This is a genomic window from Mesorhizobium sp. BR1-1-4, from assembly GCF_020165375.1.
GTDB classification, from domain to species: Bacteria; Pseudomonadota; Alphaproteobacteria; order Rhizobiales; family Rhizobiaceae; genus Mesorhizobium; species Mesorhizobium australicum.
This window is the reverse complement of the sequence record NZ_JAIUIB010000009.1, coordinates 232,419-254,356: the sequence shown is the minus strand read 5'-3', so window position 1 is coordinate 254,356 and position 21,938 is coordinate 232,419. Positions and strand designations below refer to the sequence as shown.

At 61.5% G+C, this 21,938-nt stretch carries 24 protein-coding genes; 22 read left to right on the top strand and 2 right to left on the bottom strand.

Annotated elements, in window-relative coordinates:
• Positions 1-14: 14 nt before the first annotated feature.
• A complete protein-coding gene (locus LB571_RS21125; RefSeq protein ID WP_015317717.1) occupies positions 15-167 on the bottom strand; it encodes a hypothetical protein in 153 nt (50 codons plus the stop codon).
• Between the two features lie 194 nt (positions 168-361).
• Here LB571_RS21125 and coaD point away from each other — a divergent pair, with 194 nt between their 5' ends.
• The 7 genes from coaD to tgt all read left to right on the top strand — a co-directional run bounded on the left by coaD (position 362) and on the right by tgt (position 4,941).
• A complete protein-coding gene (gene coaD, locus LB571_RS21120; protein WP_224597666.1) occupies positions 362-862 on the top strand; it encodes a pantetheine-phosphate adenylyltransferase in 501 nt (166 codons plus the stop codon).
• A gap of 108 nt (positions 863-970) precedes the next feature.
• Complete coding sequence (locus LB571_RS21115; protein ID WP_411961388.1) at positions 971-1,465, top strand: peptidylprolyl isomerase; 495 nt, start codon at positions 971-973, stop codon at positions 1,463-1,465.
• Between the two features lie 27 nt (positions 1,466-1,492).
• Positions 1,493-2,005, top strand: a complete 513-nt coding sequence (locus LB571_RS21110; protein WP_140726865.1) for a peptidylprolyl isomerase — start codon at positions 1,493-1,495, stop codon at positions 2,003-2,005.
• Positions 2,006-2,017: 12 nt separating this feature from the next.
• Positions 2,018-2,467: a DMT family transporter gene (locus tag LB571_RS21105; protein ID WP_015317721.1), complete on the top strand. Its 450-nt coding sequence runs from the start codon at positions 2,018-2,020 to the stop codon at positions 2,465-2,467.
• 6 nt (positions 2,468-2,473) lie between these two features.
• Positions 2,474-3,559 carry a tRNA preQ1(34) S-adenosylmethionine ribosyltransferase-isomerase QueA gene (gene queA, locus LB571_RS21100; RefSeq protein WP_224597660.1) on the top strand — a complete coding sequence of 362 codons (1,086 nt, stop codon included), beginning with the start codon at positions 2,474-2,476 and terminating at the stop codon, positions 3,557-3,559.
• A complete protein-coding gene (locus tag LB571_RS21095; RefSeq protein WP_224597658.1) occupies positions 3,549-3,818 on the top strand; it encodes a hypothetical protein in 270 nt (89 codons plus the stop codon). The genes queA and LB571_RS21095 overlap by 11 nt, the downstream gene beginning before the upstream one ends.
• On the top strand, positions 3,811-4,941 hold the full coding sequence (gene tgt / locus LB571_RS21090; RefSeq protein ID WP_224597655.1) for a tRNA guanosine(34) transglycosylase Tgt: 1,131 nt from the start codon (positions 3,811-3,813) through the stop codon (positions 4,939-4,941). Before LB571_RS21095 ends, tgt begins: the two co-directional genes overlap by 8 nt.
• Positions 4,942-4,947: 6 nt before the next feature.
• Here tgt and LB571_RS21085 read toward each other — a convergent pair whose 3' ends face one another.
• Positions 4,948-5,367, bottom strand: a complete 420-nt coding sequence (locus LB571_RS21085; protein WP_224597652.1) for a DUF4864 domain-containing protein — start codon at positions 5,365-5,367, stop codon at positions 4,948-4,950.
• 314 nt (positions 5,368-5,681) lie between these two features.
• Between LB571_RS21085 and LB571_RS21080 the strand changes: the two genes are divergently transcribed.
• The 15 genes from LB571_RS21080 to glpK all read left to right on the top strand — a co-directional run bounded on the left by LB571_RS21080 (position 5,682) and on the right by glpK (position 21,938).
• Entirely contained in the window at positions 5,682-5,918 is a 237-nt protein-coding gene (locus LB571_RS21080; RefSeq protein WP_010909609.1) for an Lrp/AsnC family transcriptional regulator, read from the top strand.
• Positions 5,919-6,089: 171 nt separating this feature from the next.
• A complete protein-coding gene (locus LB571_RS21075; protein ID WP_181166272.1) occupies positions 6,090-7,502 on the top strand; it encodes a circularly permuted type 2 ATP-grasp protein in 1,413 nt (470 codons plus the stop codon).
• A gap of 134 nt (positions 7,503-7,636) precedes the next feature.
• Entirely contained in the window at positions 7,637-8,578 is a 942-nt protein-coding gene (locus LB571_RS21070) for an alpha-E domain-containing protein (RefSeq protein ID WP_224597649.1), read from the top strand.
• Positions 8,579-8,642: 64 nt separating this feature from the next.
• Positions 8,643-9,434 (top strand): transglutaminase domain-containing protein, encoded by a 792-nt coding sequence (locus tag LB571_RS21065; RefSeq protein WP_140821761.1) that lies wholly within the window; start codon positions 8,643-8,645, stop codon positions 9,432-9,434.
• A gap of 32 nt (positions 9,435-9,466) precedes the next feature.
• A complete protein-coding gene (locus tag LB571_RS21060; protein ID WP_023773863.1) occupies positions 9,467-10,198 on the top strand; it encodes a peptidase in 732 nt (243 codons plus the stop codon).
• Positions 10,199-10,312: 114 nt separating this feature from the next.
• Positions 10,313-11,737 (top strand): pyridoxal phosphate-dependent decarboxylase family protein, encoded by a 1,425-nt coding sequence (locus LB571_RS21055; RefSeq protein WP_224597646.1) that lies wholly within the window; start codon positions 10,313-10,315, stop codon positions 11,735-11,737.
• 114 nt (positions 11,738-11,851) lie between these two features.
• A complete protein-coding gene (locus LB571_RS21050) occupies positions 11,852-12,619 on the top strand; it encodes a DeoR/GlpR family DNA-binding transcription regulator (protein WP_224597643.1) in 768 nt (255 codons plus the stop codon).
• Positions 12,620-12,744: 125 nt separating this feature from the next.
• A complete protein-coding gene (gene glpD, locus LB571_RS21045; RefSeq protein WP_140616337.1) occupies positions 12,745-14,271 on the top strand; it encodes a glycerol-3-phosphate dehydrogenase in 1,527 nt (508 codons plus the stop codon).
• A 41-nt stretch (positions 14,272-14,312) separates the two neighbouring features.
• Positions 14,313-15,392 (top strand): ABC transporter ATP-binding protein, encoded by a 1,080-nt coding sequence (locus tag LB571_RS21040; protein ID WP_140726882.1) that lies wholly within the window; start codon positions 14,313-14,315, stop codon positions 15,390-15,392.
• A gap of 10 nt (positions 15,393-15,402) precedes the next feature.
• Complete coding sequence (locus LB571_RS21035) at positions 15,403-16,470, top strand: ABC transporter ATP-binding protein (protein WP_140790183.1); 1,068 nt, start codon at positions 15,403-15,405, stop codon at positions 16,468-16,470.
• The gene (locus LB571_RS21030) at positions 16,471-17,337 is read left to right on the top strand and encodes a carbohydrate ABC transporter permease (RefSeq protein ID WP_027044598.1); all 867 of its coding nucleotides are present in this window, start codon (positions 16,471-16,473) and stop codon (positions 17,335-17,337) included.
• 37 nt (positions 17,338-17,374) lie between these two features.
• Positions 17,375-18,256 (top strand): carbohydrate ABC transporter permease, encoded by an 882-nt coding sequence (locus LB571_RS21025; RefSeq protein WP_411908819.1) that lies wholly within the window; start codon positions 17,375-17,377, stop codon positions 18,254-18,256.
• Positions 18,257-18,258: 2 nt separating this feature from the next.
• Positions 18,259-18,546 carry a DUF2160 domain-containing protein gene (locus tag LB571_RS21020; protein ID WP_224597640.1) on the top strand — a complete coding sequence of 96 codons (288 nt, stop codon included), beginning with the start codon at positions 18,259-18,261 and terminating at the stop codon, positions 18,544-18,546.
• A gap of 79 nt (positions 18,547-18,625) precedes the next feature.
• Complete coding sequence (locus tag LB571_RS21015) at positions 18,626-20,353, top strand: ABC transporter substrate-binding protein (RefSeq protein ID WP_015317738.1); 1,728 nt, start codon at positions 18,626-18,628, stop codon at positions 20,351-20,353.
• 91 nt (positions 20,354-20,444) lie between these two features.
• Positions 20,445-21,938 (top strand): glycerol kinase GlpK, encoded by a 1,494-nt coding sequence (gene glpK, locus LB571_RS21010; RefSeq protein ID WP_224597638.1) that lies wholly within the window; start codon positions 20,445-20,447, stop codon positions 21,936-21,938.

Genomic DNA, 21,938 nt, shown 5'->3' with positions numbered 1-21,938 from the left:
CGTTGCGGACTGTCTTAGTAGTGGCGATACGGCTTGCGCAGGCCAAAGCCTTCGAAGCGCTTGGTGGTGGCCTTGACGCGGATGCGCTGTGCTTCCTGATGCAGCCCGAATACTGTGGCGATCAGCATGGCGACGGTCATTGCGGTGGCGAGCATGTAGATCAGCATGTGCGTGTTCTCCTGCGCCTTACAACGGAGATATGGGACTTTGGTTTCATCTTATTAAGGGTGCAGCCTAGTGAACGCTGCGTGAAGGCTTCGTGATCAGCGTGTTCATCTGTCGTTCATGTGCCGGAAAAGGTTCATGGGCCGCCTGCCAATCGGATTTGCCTTTGTGATAGAGGCTCGCTAGAAGCTCCGCCATGACCGAACGCATCGCCCTTTATGCCGGCTCCTTCGACCCGCTGACCAACGGCCATCTCGATGTGCTGAAAGCGTCGCTGGCGGTTGCCGACATTGTTTATGCCGCGATCGGCATTCATCCGGGCAAGAAGCCGCTGTTTTCGTTCGAGGATCGGGTGCAGTTGATCGAAGCCGCCGCGAAGGCCGAATTCGGCCGTGACGGCGCTCGCATCAAGGTGGTCGCCTTCGATGGGCTGGTGATCGATGCGGCCAAGAGAGAAGGCGCCTCGATCATGATCCGCGGTCTGCGCGACGGCACCGACCTCGACTACGAAATGCAAATGGCCGGCATGAACGAAACCATGGCGCCTGAATTGCAGACGGTTTTCCTGCCCGCCAGCCCGTCGGTGCGCACCATTACCGCCACACTTGTGCGCCAGATAGCCTCGATGGGCGGCGACATCCGCCCCTTCGTGCCGGCGGCCGTGGCCGGCGCGCTCACCGCAAAATTCGCGAAATAAGCTCGGAGAACCCTCATGCAGCTCAAAAGGCTCGCCTCATTCCTTGTTGTGCTCGTCGGCCTCGTGACCGCATCGGTCTCGGCCTATGCCGCAGATCCGGAAAACACGATGATCATCACGCTGAAAGATGGCGACGTGACCATCGCGCTGCGCCCCGATCTGGCGCCCAAGCATGTCGCGCAGATCAAGAAGCTGGTGCGTGACCATGCCTACGACAATGTCGCATTCCACCGTGTCATCGACGGCTTCATGGCGCAGACCGGCGACGTCAAGTTCGGCAACATGAATAAGGGTTTCAATGCCCAGGCCGTCGGCACCGGCGGCTCCGACCTGCCCGACCTGCCTGCCGAGTTCTCGCAGGCCGAGCATTACAAGCGCGGCGTGGTCGGCATGGCCCGTTCGCAGGATCCGAACTCCGCCAATTCGCAGTTCTTCATCATGTTCGCACCGGCGCCGCCGCTCGATGGCCAGTATACGATTGTCGGCAATGTCGTCAGCGGCATGGACCTGGTGGACAAGATCAAGAAGGGCGACGAGGCGGACAATGGCACGGTCATCGATCCCGACCGGATGATCAAAGTGCGCATCGCCGCCGACAAATAGTTCCAATTTTACAAAAGGATATCTGACATGGCTGAGATCAAGGACCGCGAGAACGCGCTCATCATGGAAACGACCAAGGGCAAGGTCGTCATCGAACTGTTTCCCGATTTGGCTCCTGGCCATGTCGCCCGCATCAAGGAATTGGCGCGTGAAGGCGCCTATGACGGCGTCGTCTTCCACCGCGTCATCGAAGGCTTCATGGCGCAGACCGGCGACGTGAAATTCGGCAATTCCAGCAAGCCCAGCTTCGCGCCGTCTCGCGCCGGCATGGGCGGCTCGGAAAAGCCTGACCTGAAGGCCGAGTTCTCCAACGCAAACCACGGCCGCGGCACCTGCTCGATGGCTCGTTCGCAGAACCCGAACTCGGCCAATTCGCAGTTCTTCATCTGCTTCGACGACGCCGCGTTCCTCAACCGCCAGTACACGGTCTGGGGCCAGGTCATCGAGGGCATGGACAATGTCGACAAGATCAAGCGCGGCGAGCCGGTGCAGGATCCCGACAAGATCGTGTCCCTAAAGGTCGCGGCCGACATCCAGTAAGGACAAACGACAATGATGGGCGTCGTATGGTCGCTTCTCGGCATCCTGTCCGGCGCCTTCATTGCCATCCAGGCGCCGATCAATTCGCAGCTTGCGCGCGGCTTGGGTCTCCCGGTCGCGGCGGCAGCGTTTTCGTTCCTGTCGGGCGCGATCGTGCTTGGCATCATCTCCGTCACGGTGGTGAAGCTGCAGGGCATCTCGCTCGACTGGAAGGCGCCCGCGCCCTGGTTGTTTGTCGCCGGCGGCATGCTTGGCGGCTTCTATGTCACGCTTTCGACGATCCTGACGCCGCGCATCGGCGCGGCCGCCCTGATGGCGTTCCTGGTGGCCGGCCAGCTGCTCGCGGGTATGCTCATCGACCGCGTCGGCTTCCTTGGGGTCGCCGTGCGTGAAATCTCGCTCGGCCGCGTCGCCGGCGCGGTGCTTCTGCTGGCCGGAGCGCTGCTCGTTCGGCTGTTTTGAGTCCCAATGCGCGTCGACCTCTTTGACTTCGACCTGCCGGAGGAGCGCATCGCGCTTCGCCCGGCAGAACCGCGCGACAGCGCCAAAATGCTGGTGGTCAAGCCGGGCAAGAGGCTGGAGGACAGGACGGTTGGCGACCTGCCATTCTTGCTCCGTGCCGGCGACGTGCTGGTCTTCAACGACACCAAGGTCATTCCGGCGCAGTTGAAGGGGATCAGGCGGCGCGGCGAAGCACAGTCGCAGGTCGAGGCCACGCTGCACATGCGCATGGCGCCGGACCGCTGGCTGGCCTTCATGCGGCCGGGCAAGCGCATTGCCGCCGGCGACCGCATCCATTTCGGCCATGACGGCAATTCCTGTTTCCTCGGCCAGCTCGACGCCACCGTGATCGAAAAAGGCGAGGGCGGCGAAGCGCTGCTCGGCTTTGATCTATCCGGTCCTTTCCTCGACGAAGCGCTGCACGCGGTCGGCCACATTCCACTACCGCCCTACATCGCCTCGAAGCGCGATGACGACGAGCGCGATCGTGCCGACTACCAGACCATCTATGCCCGGGAAGAAGGCGCGGTAGCGGCGCCCACCGCGGGCCTGCACTTCACGCCGGCGCTTTTCGCGGCGCTGGACGCCAAAGGGGTCGAACGCCGCTTCGTCACCTTGCATGTGGGCGCCGGTACGTTCCTGCCGGTCAAGGCGGACGATACCGCGGACCATAAGATGCATGCCGAGATCGGCTCGGTCAGCCAGGCGACCGCCGATGCGCTCAATGCGGCGAAGGCGAGGGGCGGGCGCGTCATTGCCGTCGGTACGACCTCGCTGCGCCTGCTCGAGAGTGCGGCGCGTGAAGACGGCACGCTGGCGCCGTGGTCCGGACCGACCGACATCTTCATCACGCCCGGCTACCGCTTTCGCACGGCCGACATGCTGATGACCAACTTCCATCTGCCGCGCTCGACGCTGTTCATGCTGGTCTCGGCTTTCAGTGGCCTCGACACGATGCGTGCGGCCTATGCGCATGCCATCGAGAGCGGTTACAGGTTCTATTCCTATGGAGACGCCAGTCTTTTGTTCAGGGAGGAGAACGATGGACGATGATCTGCAGACCTTCGACCGCGACAAGCTGATCGCGGAAGTGAAAAGGCTGCGCGCCGGCATTCGCGCGCACCGCGATACATCAGATCATGACCTCTGCTGGCATCACCCCGACCTGTGGGACCTGCTGCCGGAAAGGACCGAGCCGTCAATCGCGGTGCCGCCCTGGCCAAAATTCATGCGCGGCTGCATCCAATACCGTCAGTCGCTCGACGAGCAGGCGCCGGATGCGCCGGTATTCGACAAGGAATTCAATGGCTGAGAATTTCACCTTCAGGGTGTTGGCGACCGATGGCAAGGCGCGGCGCGGCCTGATCGACATGCCGCGCGGCGAGATTCGTACGCCGGCCTTCATGCCGGTCGGCACCGGTGGCACGGTCAAGGCCATGTACATGGACCAGGTGCGCGGCGTTGGCGCCGACATCATCCTTGGCAACACCTATCACCTGATGCTGCGGCCCGGGGCCGAGCGCGTGGCGCGGCTCGGCGGTCTGCACGAATTCGCCCGCTGGCCGCACCCGATCCTGACCGATAGCGGCGGTTTTCAGGTGATGTCGCTGTCGAAGCTGAGGAAGCTGACAGAAAAGGGCGTCACGTTCCGCTCGCACATCGATGGCGCGGCCTACGAGATGTCGCCGGAACGCTCGATCGAAATTCAAGGTCTGCTCGATTCCGACATCCAGATGCAACTCGATGAATGCACCGCGCTGCCGGCCGAGATCAAGGAGATCGAGCGCGCCATGGAACTGTCGCTGCGCTGGGCGGAGCGCTGCAAGAAGGCGTTCGGCGACCAGCCCGGCAAAGCGATGTTCGGCATCGTGCAGGGTGGTGACAACGCGGCGCTCAGGGTGCGCTCGGCACAGGCGCTGAGCGCGATGGAGCTCAAGGGCTATGCTGTCGGCGGCTTGGCCGTCGGCGAGCCGCAGGCGGTGATGCTCGATATGCTCGACATCACCTGTCCCGAACTGCCAGATAACAAGCCACGCTATCTGATGGGCGTGGGAACCCCGGACGATATCCTGAAATCGGTTGCCCGCGGCATCGACATGTTCGATTGCGTGATGCCGACGCGCGCCGGCCGGCACGGGCTGGCCTATACTAGGCGCGGCAAGGTCAACCTGCGCAACGCCCGCCATGCCGACGATGCGCGCCCGCTCGATGAAGAGAGCGACTGCCCGGCAGCCAGGGATTATTCGCGTGCCTATCTGCACCATCTGGTGCGCTCGCAGGAGGCGCTCGGCGCGATGCTGCTGACCTGGAACAATCTTTCGTATTACCAAAAGCTTATGCAGGATATCCGCGCCGCGATCGAGACCGGCGGCTTCGAGGCACGCGGGGCCGAGATATCAGAGGGTTGGGCGAGGGGCGATATCCCGGCGCTGTAGACCCGTTCAGGTGCTGAGCGAGTTCGACGCCCGCAGGCTGCAGCCGGTGATCTGGAATGTGCCGTCAGGCTGCTGCTGCAGCGTGTAGACCGCCTCGTAGTCCTTGCCGTCGGGGCCGACGATCAGCACTTGCTGGACGATCGAACCGGGACCAGTCTGCTCGACCTTGCCGAAAGCATAGGACTGGGGTTTGCGCACAGGCGGGTAGCCGTTGGTCACCATATTCATGAAGGCATCGACGGTCGGGAATATCTGTTTCACGTTCGGGGCGGCAAAGCTGTAGGCCTTGGCGCCGTCATCGGCGATGAGGGCCTTCAACTGACCGTCGATGACGGACTGGCCAGCCTTGATCTCGGCATCTCCGGCAAACGCCTGGGAAGCCAACATGAGCGAAACGAACGCAAATGCGAAAAAGCCGCGGCGCATGGCTTGTCTCCACCGTCCCTCGAACCGCCTCCAGAAGTTCCAGGAGACATCCTAACATACGTGCCAGGGCGCCTCACGGTTTCAGCGGCCGCCAATATTCGTCGCGCCTCGGTGCAGAAGCCGAACGAGATTGCAGGGCGTGCCCGCGCTGGTGATCGGCGGCAGGCTCTGCAAGCACGGCATGCCGGTTGCGGAGCCGCGCGAGGCGGTGGCCGGGACCCCGCGCCGGCCAAGCGCGCATTCCAGTGCTTGAAAGGCTGCCTCCAGTCTGCCAGAAGGGCCGCTTGGACCTGGAAGTTTAGCGGGACGAAGCCATGAAGGCGTTTTTCGTGCAGATCAAATGCGAGCTGGGCAAATCCTATGAGGTTGCCAGCGCGCTTGCCGACGCCGAGATCGCCTCGGAAATCTACTCCACCGCCGGCAACTACGATCTGCTCGCCAAATTCTATGTCGACGACGAAGAAGACGTCGGCCATTTCGTCAACGAGAAGGTGCAGATTCTTCCCGGCATCAAGGACACGTTCACCGTCGTCACCTTCCGCGCCTTCTAACAGTGCGAGTCAGTTGCCCCGGCACGAGGCAAAGGCTGACCAAGCTCGTATTTGGGCTGCCTTAATTTTAGGCAGCCGCAACATACTGATCGTCCGCTTCCCCCAAATCACCGATTGCGCTTGATTTTCTCCCACGACGCCAGTGAAATGGCTTCACAGGGGAGTATGCGATTGGCAGCGTTCGATGAAATGCTTCCGGAAGTCTCCGGATTGAGAAGACCGTATTCGGCTTACGATCGCTGGCTGAAGGAGCAGGATCCAGCCAGGCTTACCGAGAAGATGCAGGACGCCGAACGCGTCTTTCGCAAGACGGGCATTACCTTCGCCGTCTATGGCGAACAGGAAGCCTCCGAACGGCTGATCCCGTTCGACATCGTCCCTCGCATCATTTCAGGCAATGAGTGGCGGCGCCTGACGCAAGGCATCGAGCAGCGCGTACAGGCGCTGAACGCCTTCCTCGACGACATCTACCATCGCCAGGAAATCCTGCGCGCTGGCCGCGTGCCAAGAGATCTGATCGCCAGGAACGAAGCCTTCCTGCCGGAGATGATCGGCGTGCGGCCGCCGGCCGGCGTTTATACCCACATTATCGGCGTCGACATTGTTCGCATCAGCGAGGACGAGTTCTACGTTCTGGAAGACAATGCGCGCACGCCGTCCGGTGTCTCCTACATGCTGGAGAACCGCGAAACGATGATGCAGCTGTTCCCCGAGCTGTTCCAGAAGATCAAGGTGCGGCCAGTGGAGAACTATCCGCAGCTGCTGCGCCAGTCGCTGGCGGCCGTGCGGCCGCAGAACACCAAGGGTGCCCCAACCATTGCGGTGCTGACGCCGGGCAGTTTCAATTCCGCCTATTTCGAACACGCTTTCCTTGCCGACCAGATGGGTGTGCAGCTTGTAGAGGGCCAGGACCTGCGCGTCGTCGACGGCCATGTCGCGATGCGCACCACCGAAGGCTACAAGCAGATCGACGTGCTTTACCGCCGCGTCGATGATTCCTTCCTCGATCCGCTGACTTTCAGGCCGGATTCAGCGCTTGGCATACCCGGCATCATGGATGTCTACCGCGCCGGCAATATCACCATCGCCAATGCGCCTGGCACGGGTATAGCCGACGACAAGGCGATCTATTCGTATATGCCCGAGATCGTCGAATTCTACACCGGCCGCAAGGCGATCCTCGGCAACATCCCGACCTGGCGCTGTTCGGAACCGGACAGCCTGAAATATGTGCTCGAGCATATCCACGAACTGGTCATCAAGGAAGTGCATGGTTCCGGCGGCTACGGCATGCTGGTCGGCCCGGCGGCGACCAAGAAGGAATGTCAGGATTTCGCCAAGAAGCTGCAGGCCAAACCGTCTAATTACATCGCCCAGCCGACGCTCGCGCTCTCGACCTGTCCGATCCTGACGGAAAAGGGGCTGGCGCCGCGCCATGTCGATCTCAGGCCCTACGTGCTGGTCTCGGATCGCATCCAGATCGTGCCCGGCGGCCTGACGCGCGTTGCGCTGAAGGAAGGCTCACTGGTGGTGAACTCCTCCCAGGGCGGCGGGACGAAAGATACCTGGGTGCTGGATGATTGAGCTGAACACGTAGGGATTAGTGAGTAGTGAGTAGTCAGCTACAGAGGGAAAGCGCATGCCACATCTCATATGGATTTAACTATTTACTACTGACTATTCACTAATCCCTACTCACTAGCCCGAAGGGCCTTCCCATGCTTCTCGGCCGCACCGCCAACGGGCTCTACTGGATGAACCGCTATATTGAGCGGGCGGAAAACATGGCGCGGCTGGTCGACGCCGGGCTGCGCATGGCGCTCACCCGCACCCAGAGCGCGTCGGAGGAGTGGAATTCGGTGCTGCTCAGCGCCGGCTCCGACGTCACCTTCAAGCAGAAATACCCGGACTATACCGCCGCCAATGTCTCTGATTTCCTCTTGCGCGACACGTCGAACCCATCGAGCACGATGTCGTCGATCGAGACCGCCCGCAACAATGCGCGCATGGTGCGCACCGCGCTGACGCGCGAGACGTGGGAGAGCATCAACGAAGCCTGGATGGCGCTGAAACGGATGCTGGCGAGGCCGATAGACGAGCGCGACCTGCCCAACGTGCTCGACGCGATCAAGCGCGAGACCGCGCTGATCCGCGGCTCGTTTTACGGCACCATGCTGCGCAACGAGATCTTCGATTTCTCGCAGCTCGGCACCTATGTCGAGCGCGCCGACAACACCGCGCGCATCCTCGACGTGAAATACTACGTGCTGTTGCCGTCGATCTCCTGGGTCGGCTCGACGCTAGACAACTATCAGTGGGAATCGATCCTGCGCTCGGTGTCGGCGCATCGCTCGTATCGCTGGGTTTATGATGCCGACTATAAGCCGACCAACATCGCCGACTACCTGATTCTCAACGTCCGCATGCCGCGATCGCTGACCTTCTGCTATCGCTTCCTGGCAGAGCATCTGAAGTTCCTGGGCGACGACTATGGCGAGCGCCATGCCTGCCATGCGACAGCGGAAAAGACGCAGGCAATGCTGCAAGCAGGATCGATCAAGGACATATTCGACGCCGGGCTGCACGAGTTCCTGGCCGGGTTTATTCGCGACAACACCAGGCTCGGCGACGAGATCGCGCAGGACTACAGGTTTTATTGAGCATGATCCCGGGAAGTGGATATCGGTTTTCGCTAGAGATCATGCACGCGAACGGAAGATGGCCATGCGGCTGAAAATCACGCACCGGACCGAATACCGCTACGACGCACCGGTGCAGTATCTGCTCCAGAGGCTGCGGCTGCTTCCCGTGAGCGGGCCGACTCAGACCGTGCTGTCCTGGGCGCTGAAGGTCGACGGTGCGCGCGAGGAAGTGCGATTTACCGACCACTACGGCAACGACAACAGGCTGTTGAGCGTCGAGGGTGACCATGACTTCATCACAGTCGAAGCGTTGGGCGAGGTGGTGACGCGCGATACATCGGGTGTTTGCGGGCCTCATCAGGGCTTCGCGCCACTCTGGTTGTTCGCGCAGGAGACCGCTTTGACCATGATAGGCGGCGGCATCCGTGATCTTACCGAGGCGGTCGGCAAGGGCACCGACCTTGACAGGCTGCACCGGCTGATGGCCGTCATTGGCGAGCGCGTCGCCTACACGCCGGGAACAACCAATGCGACGACCTCGGCCGAGGAAGCTTTGGTACTGAAAACCGGAGTCTGCCAGGACCATAGCCACATCTTTGCCGCCGCCGCGCGCGCCATGGGATTTCCGGCCCGCTATGTCAGCGGCTATCTGATGATGGATGCGGTGGAGCAGGCGGCAAGCCACGCCTGGGCCGAAGCGCATGTCGCGGGCCTCGGCTGGGTTGCCTTCGACCCCGCCAACGGTATTTCTCCCGACGAACGCTATGTGAAGGTGGCCACCGGTCGCGACTACCGTGACGCTTCGCCGGTGTCGGGAATTCGACTGGGACAAGCGGAAGAACTGCTTGCGGTCACCGTCACGGTAGAGCAGTAATCCCCCAGGGATTACCGCCTTTAAGAGATTCCATGACCTATTGCGTCGGCCTCAAGATCGATCGCGGGCTCGTGTTCATGTCGGACACGCGTACCAACGCCGGTATGGATTCGATCTCGACCTTCAAGAAGATGCATGTCTGGGAACAGCCGGGCGAGCGCGTCATCGTGCTGATGTCGGCTGGCAACCTGGCGACGACACAGGCCGTGGTCAGCCTGCTCGACGAACGCACAAAGGCGGTGACCGACCGTCATGAGAAGCTGCTCGAGACGCCATCCATGTACCAGACGGTGCGGCTGCTCGGCGACACGGTGAAGGAAGTGATCGCGCAATCGTCGCCCGCCGGCGAGAAGGCTGATTCCTATTTCAATGCTTCCTTCATCCTGGGCGGGCAGATCAAGGGCAGCCCGCCACGCCTGTTCATGATCTACCCCGAAGGCAATTTCATTGAGTCGACCGAGGACACGCCGTTCTTCCAGATCGGAGAAACCAAGTACGGCAAGCCGATCATCATTCGCGCCTACGAAAAGACGATGAGCCTGGCCGAGACGGTGAAACTGCTTCTGGTGTCGTTCGATTCGACGCTGAAGTCGAACCTGTCGGTCGGCCTGCCGCTCGACCTGCTTTTCCTGGAGCAGGACGCCTTTCAGGTCGGCCTTAAAAAGCGGATCGGCCAGGACGACCAGTATTACCGCACGATCTCCGATGGATGGTCGAATGCGCTGAAGACGGCCTTCGCCAGCCTGCCGGATTTTCCTGGCTAGTCCGAATATCTCGCCGCCCGTCGGCGGCTTCAAATATTTCACATGGTGACTAATATCCGATCTTGAGGAGCCGGCGGCTACCACCGGCAGCGAATGACCTGTCGGGAGGACAAGATGAACAATGATGATTTCCGGCAATGGTCGCAACGCGCCGCCGATTGGGGCGCCGACTATCGCAACAATTTGCGTGAGCGGCCGGTGCGGCCGCTGATCGAGCCGGGCGACATTTTCAGGAGCATCGAGGCGTCGCCGCCCGAAGACGCGGAGTCGATGGACAGGATTTTCGCCGATTTCCAAGAGAAGATCGTGCCGGGGATGACGCATTGGCAGCACCCGCGCTTCTTCGCCTATTTCCCGGCCAACGCGGCGCCGGTCTCGGTGGTGGCTGAATATCTGGTGTCGGCGATGGCCGCGCAATGCATGCTCTGGCAGACCTCGCCGGCGGCGACCGAGCTTGAAATGCGGACCGTCGACTGGATGCGCCAGGCGCTCGGCCTGCCGGAAGGATTCTCCGGCGTTATCCAGGATTCGGCCTCGTCGGCGACACTCAATGCGGTGTTGACGATGCGCGAGCGGGCGCTGGACTGGCAAGGCAACAAAAAAGGATTGGCCGGGCAGGGCCGATTGCGCATCTATTCCTCCGACCAGGTGCACACTTCGATCGATCGGGCGATCTGGGTGTCAGGCATAGGCGAGGACAATCTCGTGCGCATTCCTGTCGCCGGCCGTTTTCGCGCCATGGACGCAGCCGCACTCGACGCGGCAATCGTCGCCGACCGCGCGGCCGGCATGTTGCCCGCCGGCATCATCGCCAGCGTCGGCGGCACCAGCACCGGGGGCACGGACGATATTTCAGCAATTGCGGCAGTCGCCGGTCGGCATGGGCTCTACCTGCATGTCGATGCCGCCTGGGCCGGGTCGGCGATGATCTGCCCGGAGTACCGGCATTTCTGGGCCGGCGCCGAGCTGGCGGATTCCATCGTCTTCAACCCCCACAAATGGCTGGGCGCGCAATTCGACTGCTCGATGCAGTTCATTCGCCAGCCCGAGGACCTCGTTCGCACGCTGGCCATCAAGCCCGAATTCCTTAAGACACATGGCCGCGACGGCATCATCAACTATTCCGAATGGTCGGTGCCGCTTGGTCGGCGCTTCCGGGCGCTGAAACTTTGGTTTCTGCTGCGCGCGCATGGGCTGGAAAACCTGCGAACCATGATCCGCAACCATGTCGCCTGGAGCGAGGGCCTTGCCGCTCGGCTGGCAAGGGAGGTGGATTTCGAGATCGTCACCGAGCCGATGCTGTCGCTGTTTTCGTTCCGGCACAAGGCTGCCTCGGGCGCCGATGCCGACGAGCACAATCTGCGGCTCGTCAATGCGATCAACGACGATGGCCGCATCTACCTGACGCAAACGAAGGTCGATGGGAAGGTGGCGATCCGCTTCCAGGTCGGCCAGTTCGACGCGACGGCGGGAGACGTCGATGCCGCTTTCACCGCCATTACCGAAATTGCGCGTGCACGGCCTGAAAAGGCTGGATGAAGGTGGCACCGAGGTTCACCCGTACAATCATCAGATTTCGTTAGCCGGCTTGCACCTTTTCATCGGTTTCGTTTTCTATTATAAGCAAGAAAAACGAAAACGGGAGCTTGCCTTATGTATCTGTCGCCGCGCCATGCCGAGATCATCCAGATGGCCAAGGACAACGGCCGCGTGCTGGTTGATGACCTGGCCACGCATTTCAACGTGACGCCGCAGACCATACGCAAGGACCTCAACGATTTGTGCGACCAGCGGCTGCTTTCGCGAGTCCATGGCGGCGCCTTGTTCCCGTCCGGTATCGAGAACATGGAGTATGAAGCCAGGCGCAAGATCGCGGCCGACGAGAAGGAAGCGATAGGCCGCGCGGCGGCCAGATTGATTCCCGACAACGCCTCGCTGTTCATCAACATCGGCACCACGACAGAGGCGGTCAGCAAGGCACTGCTCGATCACGACGGCCTGATGGTTATCACCAATAACATCAATGTTGCCAATAGGATGCGCATCTATCCCTCGATCGAGGTGGTGATTGCGGGCGGCGTGGTGCGCGGCTCCGACGGGGGTGTTGTCGGCGAGGCGGCGGTCGATTTCATCAGGCAGTTCAAGGTCGACTATGCCGTCATCGGCGCCTCGGCTATCGATCATGATGGCGCGTTGCTCGATTTCGATTTCCGCGAGGTGAAGGTGGCGCAAGCGATCATCGCCAATGCCAGGCATGTCATCCTGGTTTCCGACCAGACCAAGTTCGAACGCACGGCGCCTGTGCGTATCGGCCATCTGTCGCAGGTCAACACCTTCATCACCGATCGCTGCGACATCCCGTCGGTGCGCAGGATCTGCCAGGAGACCGAGGTTCAGCTGATCGAGACGTCGCTTGGCTGACGCAATTCACGGTCTTCTCACAGGCGTGTGATATTTCGTTTGACATTCGTTATGAGTTCGAAATAATTCCGCCACGGTTTCGCAAAAGAGCAAAAATGGTGCAATGCGAAATCGTGGAGGAGTTAGTGGATACATCTTCAGTCCGGGACATTTTCGTCATAGGTGGCGGCATCAATGGCTGCGGCATCGCCCGTGATGCGGTCGGACGCGGGTTCTCGGTCTTTCTCGCCGAAATGAACGATCTCGCCAGCGGAACCTCGTCCGGTTCGACCAAGCTGATCCATGGCGGGCTGCGCTATCTCGAATTCTATGAATTCCGCCTGGTGCGCGAGGCGCTGATGGAGCGCGAGGTTCTGTGGAAGAACGCTCCGCACATCATCTGGCCGATGCGCTTCGTGCTGCCCTATGCCAAGGGCCTGCGCCCGGCCTGGCTGATCCGGCTCGGCCTTTTCCTTTACGACCACATCGGCGGGCGCAAGTTGCTGCCGGCGACCAGAACGCTCGACATGGCAAGCGACCCGGCGGGCAAGCCTTTGAAGCCGCTGTTCAAAAAGGCTTTCGAATATTCGGATGGCTGGGTCAACGACGCGCGGCTGGTGGCGCTGAATGCTCGTGACGCCGCTGACCGGGGCGCAACGATCCGGACTCGCACCAAAGTGGTTGGAGCGCGCCGCGAGGGCGGAATCTGGGCGATAAAGATCGAGGACCTGCGGACCGGCGAGACCGACGAGGTCAAGGCACGGTTGCTGGTCAATGCGGCGGGTCCTTGGGTCGACCACGTGCTGTCCGGCGTCGTCGGCCTCAACGACGTGCACAATGTCCGCCTCGTGCAGGGCAGCCACATCGTCATCGCCAAGAAGTTCGACGACCCGCGCGCCTATTTCTTCCAGAACAGGGACGGCCGCATCATCTTCGCCATCCCCTACGAGGACGAGTTCACGCTGATCGGCACCACCGACCAGGATTATCCCGGCGACCCACATGATGTGAGGATCAGCGACACCGAGATCGACTATCTCTGTGCCGCGGCGAGCGAGTATTTCGCGGTTCCCGTCAAGCGTTCCGACATCGTGTGGACCTATTCGGCCGTGCGTCCGCTCTACGATGACGGCGCCTCCAAGGCGCAGGAAGCGACACGTGACTATGTGCTGAAGGCGGATGGCGGCGACGGCGCCGCGCCGCTGGTCAACGCGTTTGGCGGCAAGATCACCACCTATCGCCGGCTGTCGGAATCGATGCTGGAGAAGATCGAAGGTTTTCTCGGCAAGCGCGGCAAGCCGTGGACATCAGATGCGCCGCTGCCGGGCGGCGATTTTCCGGCCACGGGTTTCGATGCGCAGGTGGCGAAGCTGAAAAGCGCCTATCCTTTCCTCGACCAGCGCTTGGCGCGCCGGCTGACGAGGCTCTATGGAACGCGTGTACAGGTGCTGCTCGGCTTGGCCAAGTCGATTGCCGATCTCGGCCGCAATTTCGGTGGCGATCTCCACGAAGCCGAGGTGCGCTATCTCGTTGAAAACGAATGGGCTGTCACGGCGGAAGACGTGCTGTGGCGGCGAACCAAGCGCGGCCTGCATCTTAACCGCGAGCAGGTCGCGGCACTCGATGAATTCATGCGCGGCATAAGCCGGCAGCACGTCGCGGCCGCCGAATGAAGAGGTTTTGAGCTGATGCGGAAAGCCTGGGAGGAGGCGTCATGCTAGAACTGAGGAACGTCACCAAGACGGTCGGTGCGGTCGAGCACATCCGCGACGTGTCGCTGACGCTTCAGCACGGCTCGCTCAACGTTTTGCTCGGGCCCACACTTTCAGGCAAGACCAGCCTGATGCGGCTGATGGCCGGCCTCGATGTGCCGACCTCCGGCTCGGTCTGGTTCGACGGCCGGAATGTCACTGGCACGCCTGTGCAGAAGCGCAAGATCGCCATGGTCTACCAGCAGTTCATCAATTATCCGGCGATGACCGTCTATGACAACATCGCCTCACCCCTCAAGGTGGCCGGCGTCGAGCAGGGCAAGATCGACAGCCAGGTGCGCGAAGCGGCGGCACTCCTCAAACTGACCCCCTATCTCGACCGCACGCCGCTCAGTCTGTCGGGCGGGCAGCAGCAGCGCACCGCGCTGGCGCGCGCCATCGTCAAGAATGCCAGCCTTGTGCTGCTCGACGAACCCCTTGCAAATCTCGACTACAAATTGCGCGAGGAATTGCGAGCCGAACTGCCGAGGATATTCGCGGCCGCCGGTACCATCTTCGTCTATGCCACCACCGAGCCACATGAGGCCCTGCTGCTCGGCGGCAATACGGCAACGCTGTCGGAAGGCCGCATCACCCAGTTTGGGCCGACCATCGACGTGTTCCGCAAACCGGTCGACCTGGTGACGGCGAGGACCTTCGCCGATCCGCCGCTCAACACCATCGTGCTGGCCAAGAAGGGGGCGGATTTTCTGCTGGAGGGCGGCGTCAAGCTGCCGGTGCCCGCTGATCTCGTCGACATCGCCGATGCGAACTATACGGTCGGCTTCCAGCCGCACCATCTTTCGCTCGACCGGCCCAATGCCTCCGCGGTGCCGGTGCGGGCGAAAGTCACCATCACGGAAATCACCGGGTCCGAAAGCTTCATCCATCTCGACTTTGCCGATGTACGCTGGGTGATGTTGACCCATGGCATCAGGGATTTCGAGACAGACGCGGTGGTCGAAGTGTTCATCGATCCACGTCACATCATGGTCTTCGACGAGCACGGCCGGGCCGTAACCGCGCCGAAGCTGGCGGCTTGAGGAGGACGATATGGCGCGCATCGACGTCAACCATGTCAGGCATTCCTATCTACCGAACCCGCGCAAGGATGCCGATTTCGCGCTGCGCGAAGTGCATCACACTTTCGAGGATGGTGGTGCCTACGCGCTGCTCGGGCCGTCCGGCTGCGGCAAGACCACGCTGCTCAACATCATATCGGGGCTGCTGCATCCCTCGCATGGCCAGTTGCTGTTCAACGGCAGGGACGTGACCACCCTGTCGACGCAGGAGCGCAATATCGCGCAGGTGTTCCAGTTCCCGGTCATCTACGACACCATGACTGTCTATGACAATCTGGCCTTCCCGCTGCGCAATCGCGGCGTGCCGGAGGCAGACGTCGACCGCAAGGTGCGCGAGACGCTGGAGATGATCGACCTGGCGTCCTGGGCCAAGAAGAAGGCCAGGGGCCTGACCGCCGACCAGAAGCAGAAGATCTCGCTCGGCCGCGGCCTGGTGCGGTCGGACGTCAACGCCATCCTGTTCGACGAGCCGCTGACCGTCATCGACCCGCATATGAAGTGGGTGCTGCGCTCGCAATTGAAACAGCTTCATCGCCGCTTCGGCTACACGATGGTGTATGTCACCCACGACCAGACCGAGGCGCTGACCTTCGCTGACCAGGTCGTCGTCATGTATGATGGCGGCATCGTGCAGATCGGCACGCCGGCCGAACTGTTCGAGCGGCCGCGCCATACCTTTGTCGGTTATTTCATCGGTTCGCCGGGCATGAACGTCATGCCTGTGGCGATCGACGGCAAGACGGCGACGCTCGGCTCGCAGCGTATCGAACTGCCGGGCGCGCCCAAAGCCGCCGGCGGCGCCGTCGAACTCGGCATTCGCCCCGAATATGTGCGGCTCGGCCCGGACGGCATGGCCGTCTCGATCACCAAGGTCGAGGATGTCGGCCGCCACAAGGTGGTTCGCGCCAAGCTGGAAGGCAGGGACATCGCTGCCGTCATCGGTGAGGACGAGACCGTGCCAGCCGAACCGAAGGTGCGGTTCGATCCGGCCGGCATCAACATCTATGCCGATTCCTGGCGTGTCGAGATGGGGGCATAGATGGACAAGACCTGGAACAACAAGGCCTGGTTCCTCGTGCTGCCGGTGCTGGTGCTGGTGGCCTTCACCGCCGTCATACCGCTGATGACGGTGGTCAACTATTCGGTGCAGGACACGTTCGGCAACAATGTCTTCACCTGGGCCGGCACCGAATGGTTCGAGGAACTGCTTTCATCCAGCCGCTTCTGGGAAGCGATGGTTCGCAACCTGATCTTTTCCTTTATCATCCTGGCGATCGAGGTGCCGCTCGGCATCTTCATCGCGCTCAACATGCCGAAGAAGGGCTGGGGCGTGCCGGTCTGCCTGGTGCTGATGTCGCTGCCACTGCTGATCCCGTGGAATGTCGTCGGCACTATCTGGCAGGTGTTCGGACGCAACGACATCGGACTGTTGGGCTATTACCTTAACGCGATCGGCATCGACTACAATTACGTGCAGGATCCGTTCGATGCCTGGGTGACGATCATCGTCATGGATGTCTGGCACTGGACAAGCCTTGTCGTGCTGCTCTGCTACGCCGGGCTGGTCTCGATCCCCGATGCCTTCTACCAGGCGGCAAAGATCGACGGGGCCTCGCGCTGGGCGGTATTCCGCTACATCCAGCTGCCGAAGATGCAGCGCGTGCTTTTGATCGCCGTGCTGCTGCGCTTCATGGACAGTTTCATGATCTACACCGAACCGTTCGTCGTCACCGGCGGCGGGCCGGGCAACTCGACGACCTTCCTGTCGATCGACCTCGTCAAGACGGCGCTCGGCCAGTTCGACCTTGGCCCGGCGGCCGCCATGTCGCTGGTCTACTTCCTCATCATCCTGTTGTTGTCATGGGTGTTCTACACCGTGATGACCAATTACGACGCGGAGCGCTGAAATGGCTGGCGCCAATGAACGAACCGAGCGCAATTCGATGAACGGGACCGCCTCGGAAAGTCTCGCCGGTACACTGTCGCAGAGCGATCTCGACAGGCGCATGCGCCGGCGCGGCGAGGAATCGCGCTGGTGGTGGATCGTGCCGACGCTCTACATCATCGTACTTCTGCTGCCGATTTACTGGCTCATCAATATGAGCTTCAAGACCAATGCCGAGATCGTCAACTCGATGACGCTCTACCCGCACACGCCGACGATCGCCAACTACGTCACCATCTTCACGCAGAGGGCTTGGTATTCCGGCTACATCAACTCGATCACCTATGTCGTCATGAACATGGTGATTTCGGTGTCGGTGGCGCTGCCTGCGGCTTACGCTTTCTCGCGCTATCGTTTCCTCGGCGATAAGCATCTGTTCTTCTGGCTGCTGACCAACCGCATGGCGCCGCCGGCCGTGTTCGCACTGCCGTTCTTCCAGCTCTATTCGGCCTTCGGCCTCATCGACACGCACATTGCGGTGGCGCTGGCGCACTGCCTGTTCAACGTGCCGCTGGCGGTGTGGATCCTCGAAGGCTTCATGTCGGGCGTGCCGAAGGAGATCGATGAAACCGCCTATATTGACGGCTATTCGTTCCCGCGTTTCTTTGTCAGGATATTCATGCCGCTGATCGCCAGCGGCATCGGCGTCGCCTGCTTCTTCTGCTTCATGTTCTCATGGGTGGAACTGTTGATCGCGCGCACGCTGACCACCACCGACGCCAAGCCGATCGCCGCCACCATGACGCGCACCGTATCGGCCGCCGGCATGGACTGGGGCCTCCTTGCCGCAGCCGGCGTGCTGACGCTGATCCCTGGCGCGCTCGTCATCTGGTTTGTCCGCAACTATATCGCCAAGGGCTTCGCCCTGGGGAGGGTATGATCATGAATCTCGACCTCTCCTGGATGGCGTGGACGTGGCCGACGGCCGCTTTCTTCGCCACCATTCTTCTGTTGCTGTGCGGCATGGCCGCTTGGGAATACGCCTCGCCAGGCGGCAATCCGCGCGTCGGCATACTGCGCTTCGAGACGACACGCGGCGATCGCCTGTTTCTGTCGCTGCTTGGCAGTGCCTTTATTCATCTCGCTTGGCTGGGTCTCGTCGGATCCAACCTTTGGTGGGCTCTCGCTCTCTCCGTGGTCTACGCCGTCGGCGTGTTCCGCTACGTATAGAGGGGGAAACTGTTGGAGCGGCCGCGTGCCGGCGACTGCTCCAGATCGCACTTGAAACTTAAAACTGTGGAGGAAACTAATGCGACGGCAATTTTTAACGTCAACGACCGCCCTTGTCCTGTTGCTGGGGGCAGGCAATGCCTATGCCGGAATGGACGAAGCCAAGTCCTTCCTGGACAAGGAAATCGGCCCCCTGTCGACGCTTTCGCGCGCCGATCAGGAAGCCGAAATGCAATGGTTCATCGACGCCGCCAAGCCGTTCGCCGGCATGGACATCAAGGTCGTCTCTGAAACCATCGCCACCCACCAGTATGAATCGCAGGTGCTGGCGCCGGCCTTTACCGCCATCACCGGCATCAAGATCACACATGACGTTATCCAGGAAGGCGACGTCGTTGAGAAGATCCAGACGCAGATGCAGACCGGCCAGAACCTCTATGACGGCTGGGTCAACGATTCCGACCTGATCGGCACCCACTGGCGCTACCAGCAGGTGCGCAATCTGACCGACTGGATGGCGGGTGAGGGCAAGGACGTCACAAATCCGAACCTGGACCTGAAGGACTTCATCGGCACCTCGTTCACGACGGCTCCCGACAAGAAGCTCTACCAACTGCCCGATCAGCAGTTCGCCAACCTCTACTGGTTCCGTTACGACTGGTTCAACGACGAGAAGAACAAGGCCGACTTCAAGGCGAAATACGGCTACGACCTCGGCGTTCCGGTCAATTGGTCGGCGTATGAGGACATCGCCGAATTCTTCACCGGTCGCGAGATAGACGGCAAGAAGGTCTATGGCCACATGGACTACGGCAAGAAGGACCCGTCGCTGGGCTGGCGGTTCACCGACGCCTGGCTGTCGATGGCCGGCAATGGCGACAAGGGCCTGCCGAATGGCTTGCCGGTCGACGAGTGGGGCATCAAGGTCGACGAGAATTCACGCCCTGTCGGCTCCTGCACCGCCCGCGGCGGCGATACCAATGGTCCTGCGGCGGTCTATTCGATCCAGAAGTATCTCGACTGGTTGAAAGCCTACGCGCCTGCCGAAGCGCAAGGCATGACCTTCTCCGAATCCGGCCCGGTGCCGGCGCAAGGGGCGGTTGCCCAGCAGATCTTCTGGTACACCGCCTTCACCGCTTCGATGGTCGACGCCGGCGCCAAGGCGGTGCTGAACGACGATGGCACGCCGAAGTGGCGCATGGCGCCGTCGCCGCACGGCGTCTACTGGAAGGACGGCATGAAGCTCGGCTACCAGGACGTGGGTTCCTGGACGCTGATGAAGTCGACGCCGACCGATCGCGCCAAGGCCGCCTGGCTCTACGCGCAATTCGTCACCTCGAAGACCGTGGACGTGAAGAAGAGCCATGTCGGCCTGACCTTCATCCGCGAGAGTACTATCCACGACAAGAGCTTCACCGAACGTGCGCCGAAGCTCGGCGGCCTGATCGAGTTCTACCGCTCACCCGCCCGTGTGCAGTGGTCCCCGACCGGCACCAACGTGCCTGACTATCCGAAGCTGGCTCAGCTCTGGTGGCAGGCAATCGGCGATGCGTCGTCCGGAGCCAAGACGGCGCAGGAAGCGATGGACTCGCTCTGCGGCGAGCAGGAGAAGGTCATGAGCCGCATCGAGAAATCGGGTGTCCAGGGCGATATCGGCCCGAAGATGGCCGAAGAGCATGATCTCGCCTACTGGAACGCCGACGCGGTCAAGAAGGGCAATCTCGCGCCTCAGCTCAAGATCGAGAACGAGAAGGAAAAGCCGGTCACCATCAACTACGACGAACTGGTCAAGAGCTGGCAAAAGTAAGACGATCTATGCGGGCGTTCGCGCCCGTGTGAAATTGAGGGAGGCGGCGCGTTGCCGTCTCCCTTCTTTTTGTCAAGGCGGAGGATGCAGAATGAGCGGTTTGGTGCTTGCGATCGACCAGGGAACGACATCGACACGGGCGATCCTGTTCGACGGCACGATGAATGTCGCGGGCAGCGGACAGAAGGAATTCGCCCAGCACTATCCGGCCTCAGGCTGGGTCGAACACGATCCGGAGGAGATCTGGTCGAGCGTCATTGAGACGGTGAGGGCCGCGCTGAAGAATGCCGGCCGCGACGCTTCGGATGTGGCTGCGATCGGCATCACCAACCAGCGCGAGACGGTCGTCATCTGGGACAAAGCGACCGGCAAACCGATTCACAACGCCATTGTCTGGCAGGACCGGCGCACCGCACCGTTATGCCAGAAGCTCAGGAAGCAGGGGCTTGAGAAGAAATTCACCCGCAAGACCGGCCTGCTGCTCGACCCCTATTTCTCCGGCACCAAGATCGCCTGGATGCTGGACAAGGTGAAGGGCGCGAGGAAGCGTGCCGAGAAGGGCGAGCTGCTCGCCGGCACCATCGACAGCTTTTTGATCTGGCGGCTGACCGGCGGCAAGGTTCACGCCACGGATGCCACCAACGCCTCGCGCACGCTGGTCTACAACATTGCGGAGAATGCCTGGGACGAGGAGCTGCTGGCCATCCTGCGCATCCCCGCCGCGATGCTGCCCGAAGTCAAGGATTGCGCCGATGATTATGGAATAACAGAGAAAAACCTGTTTGGCGCCGAAATCAGAATCCTCGGCGTTGCCGGCGACCAGCATGCCGCGACGATTGGTCAGGCCTGCTTCGAGCCGGGCATGATGAAATCCACCTATGGCACCGGCTGTTTTGCGTTGCTCAACACCGGCAGCGACCTGGTGCGGTCGAAGAACCGACTCTTGACCACCATTGCTTATCGGCTGAACGGCAAGACCACCTATGCGCTGGAAGGCTCGATCTTCATCGCTGGGGCTGCCGTGCAATGGCTGCGCGACGGCATCAAGGTGATCGGCAAGGCAGAGCAGAGCGGCAAACTCGCGGCGGAAGGCGATCCGACGCAGAACGTCTATCTGGTGCCGGCCTTTGTCGGGCTCGGTGCGCCGCACTGGGATGCCGAGGCGCGGGGCGCGATTTTCGGATTGACCCGCAACACCGGACCGGCGGAGTTTGCCCGCGCGGCACTGGAATCCGTCGCCTACCAGACCCGCGACCTGCTCGACGCCATGCACAAGGATTGGAAGGGCGCCAAGGCAAAGACGGTGCTCAGGGTCGATGGCGGCATGGTGGCATCGGACTGGACCATGCAGCGCCTGGCCGACATTCTCGACGCGCCGGTCGATCGGCCGACAATTCTGGAGACGACCGCGCTGGGGGCGGCATGGCTTGCCGGTTCGAAGGCCGGCGTATGGCCGAAGGCGCGGGAATTCGCGAAGGCCTGGGCCCTGGAGCGGCGGTTCGTGCCCGACATGGAATCCGCTACCCGGTCCGTCAAATTGGCGGGCTGGCGGGACGCTGTGCGCCGGACATTGAGCGTGCCATAA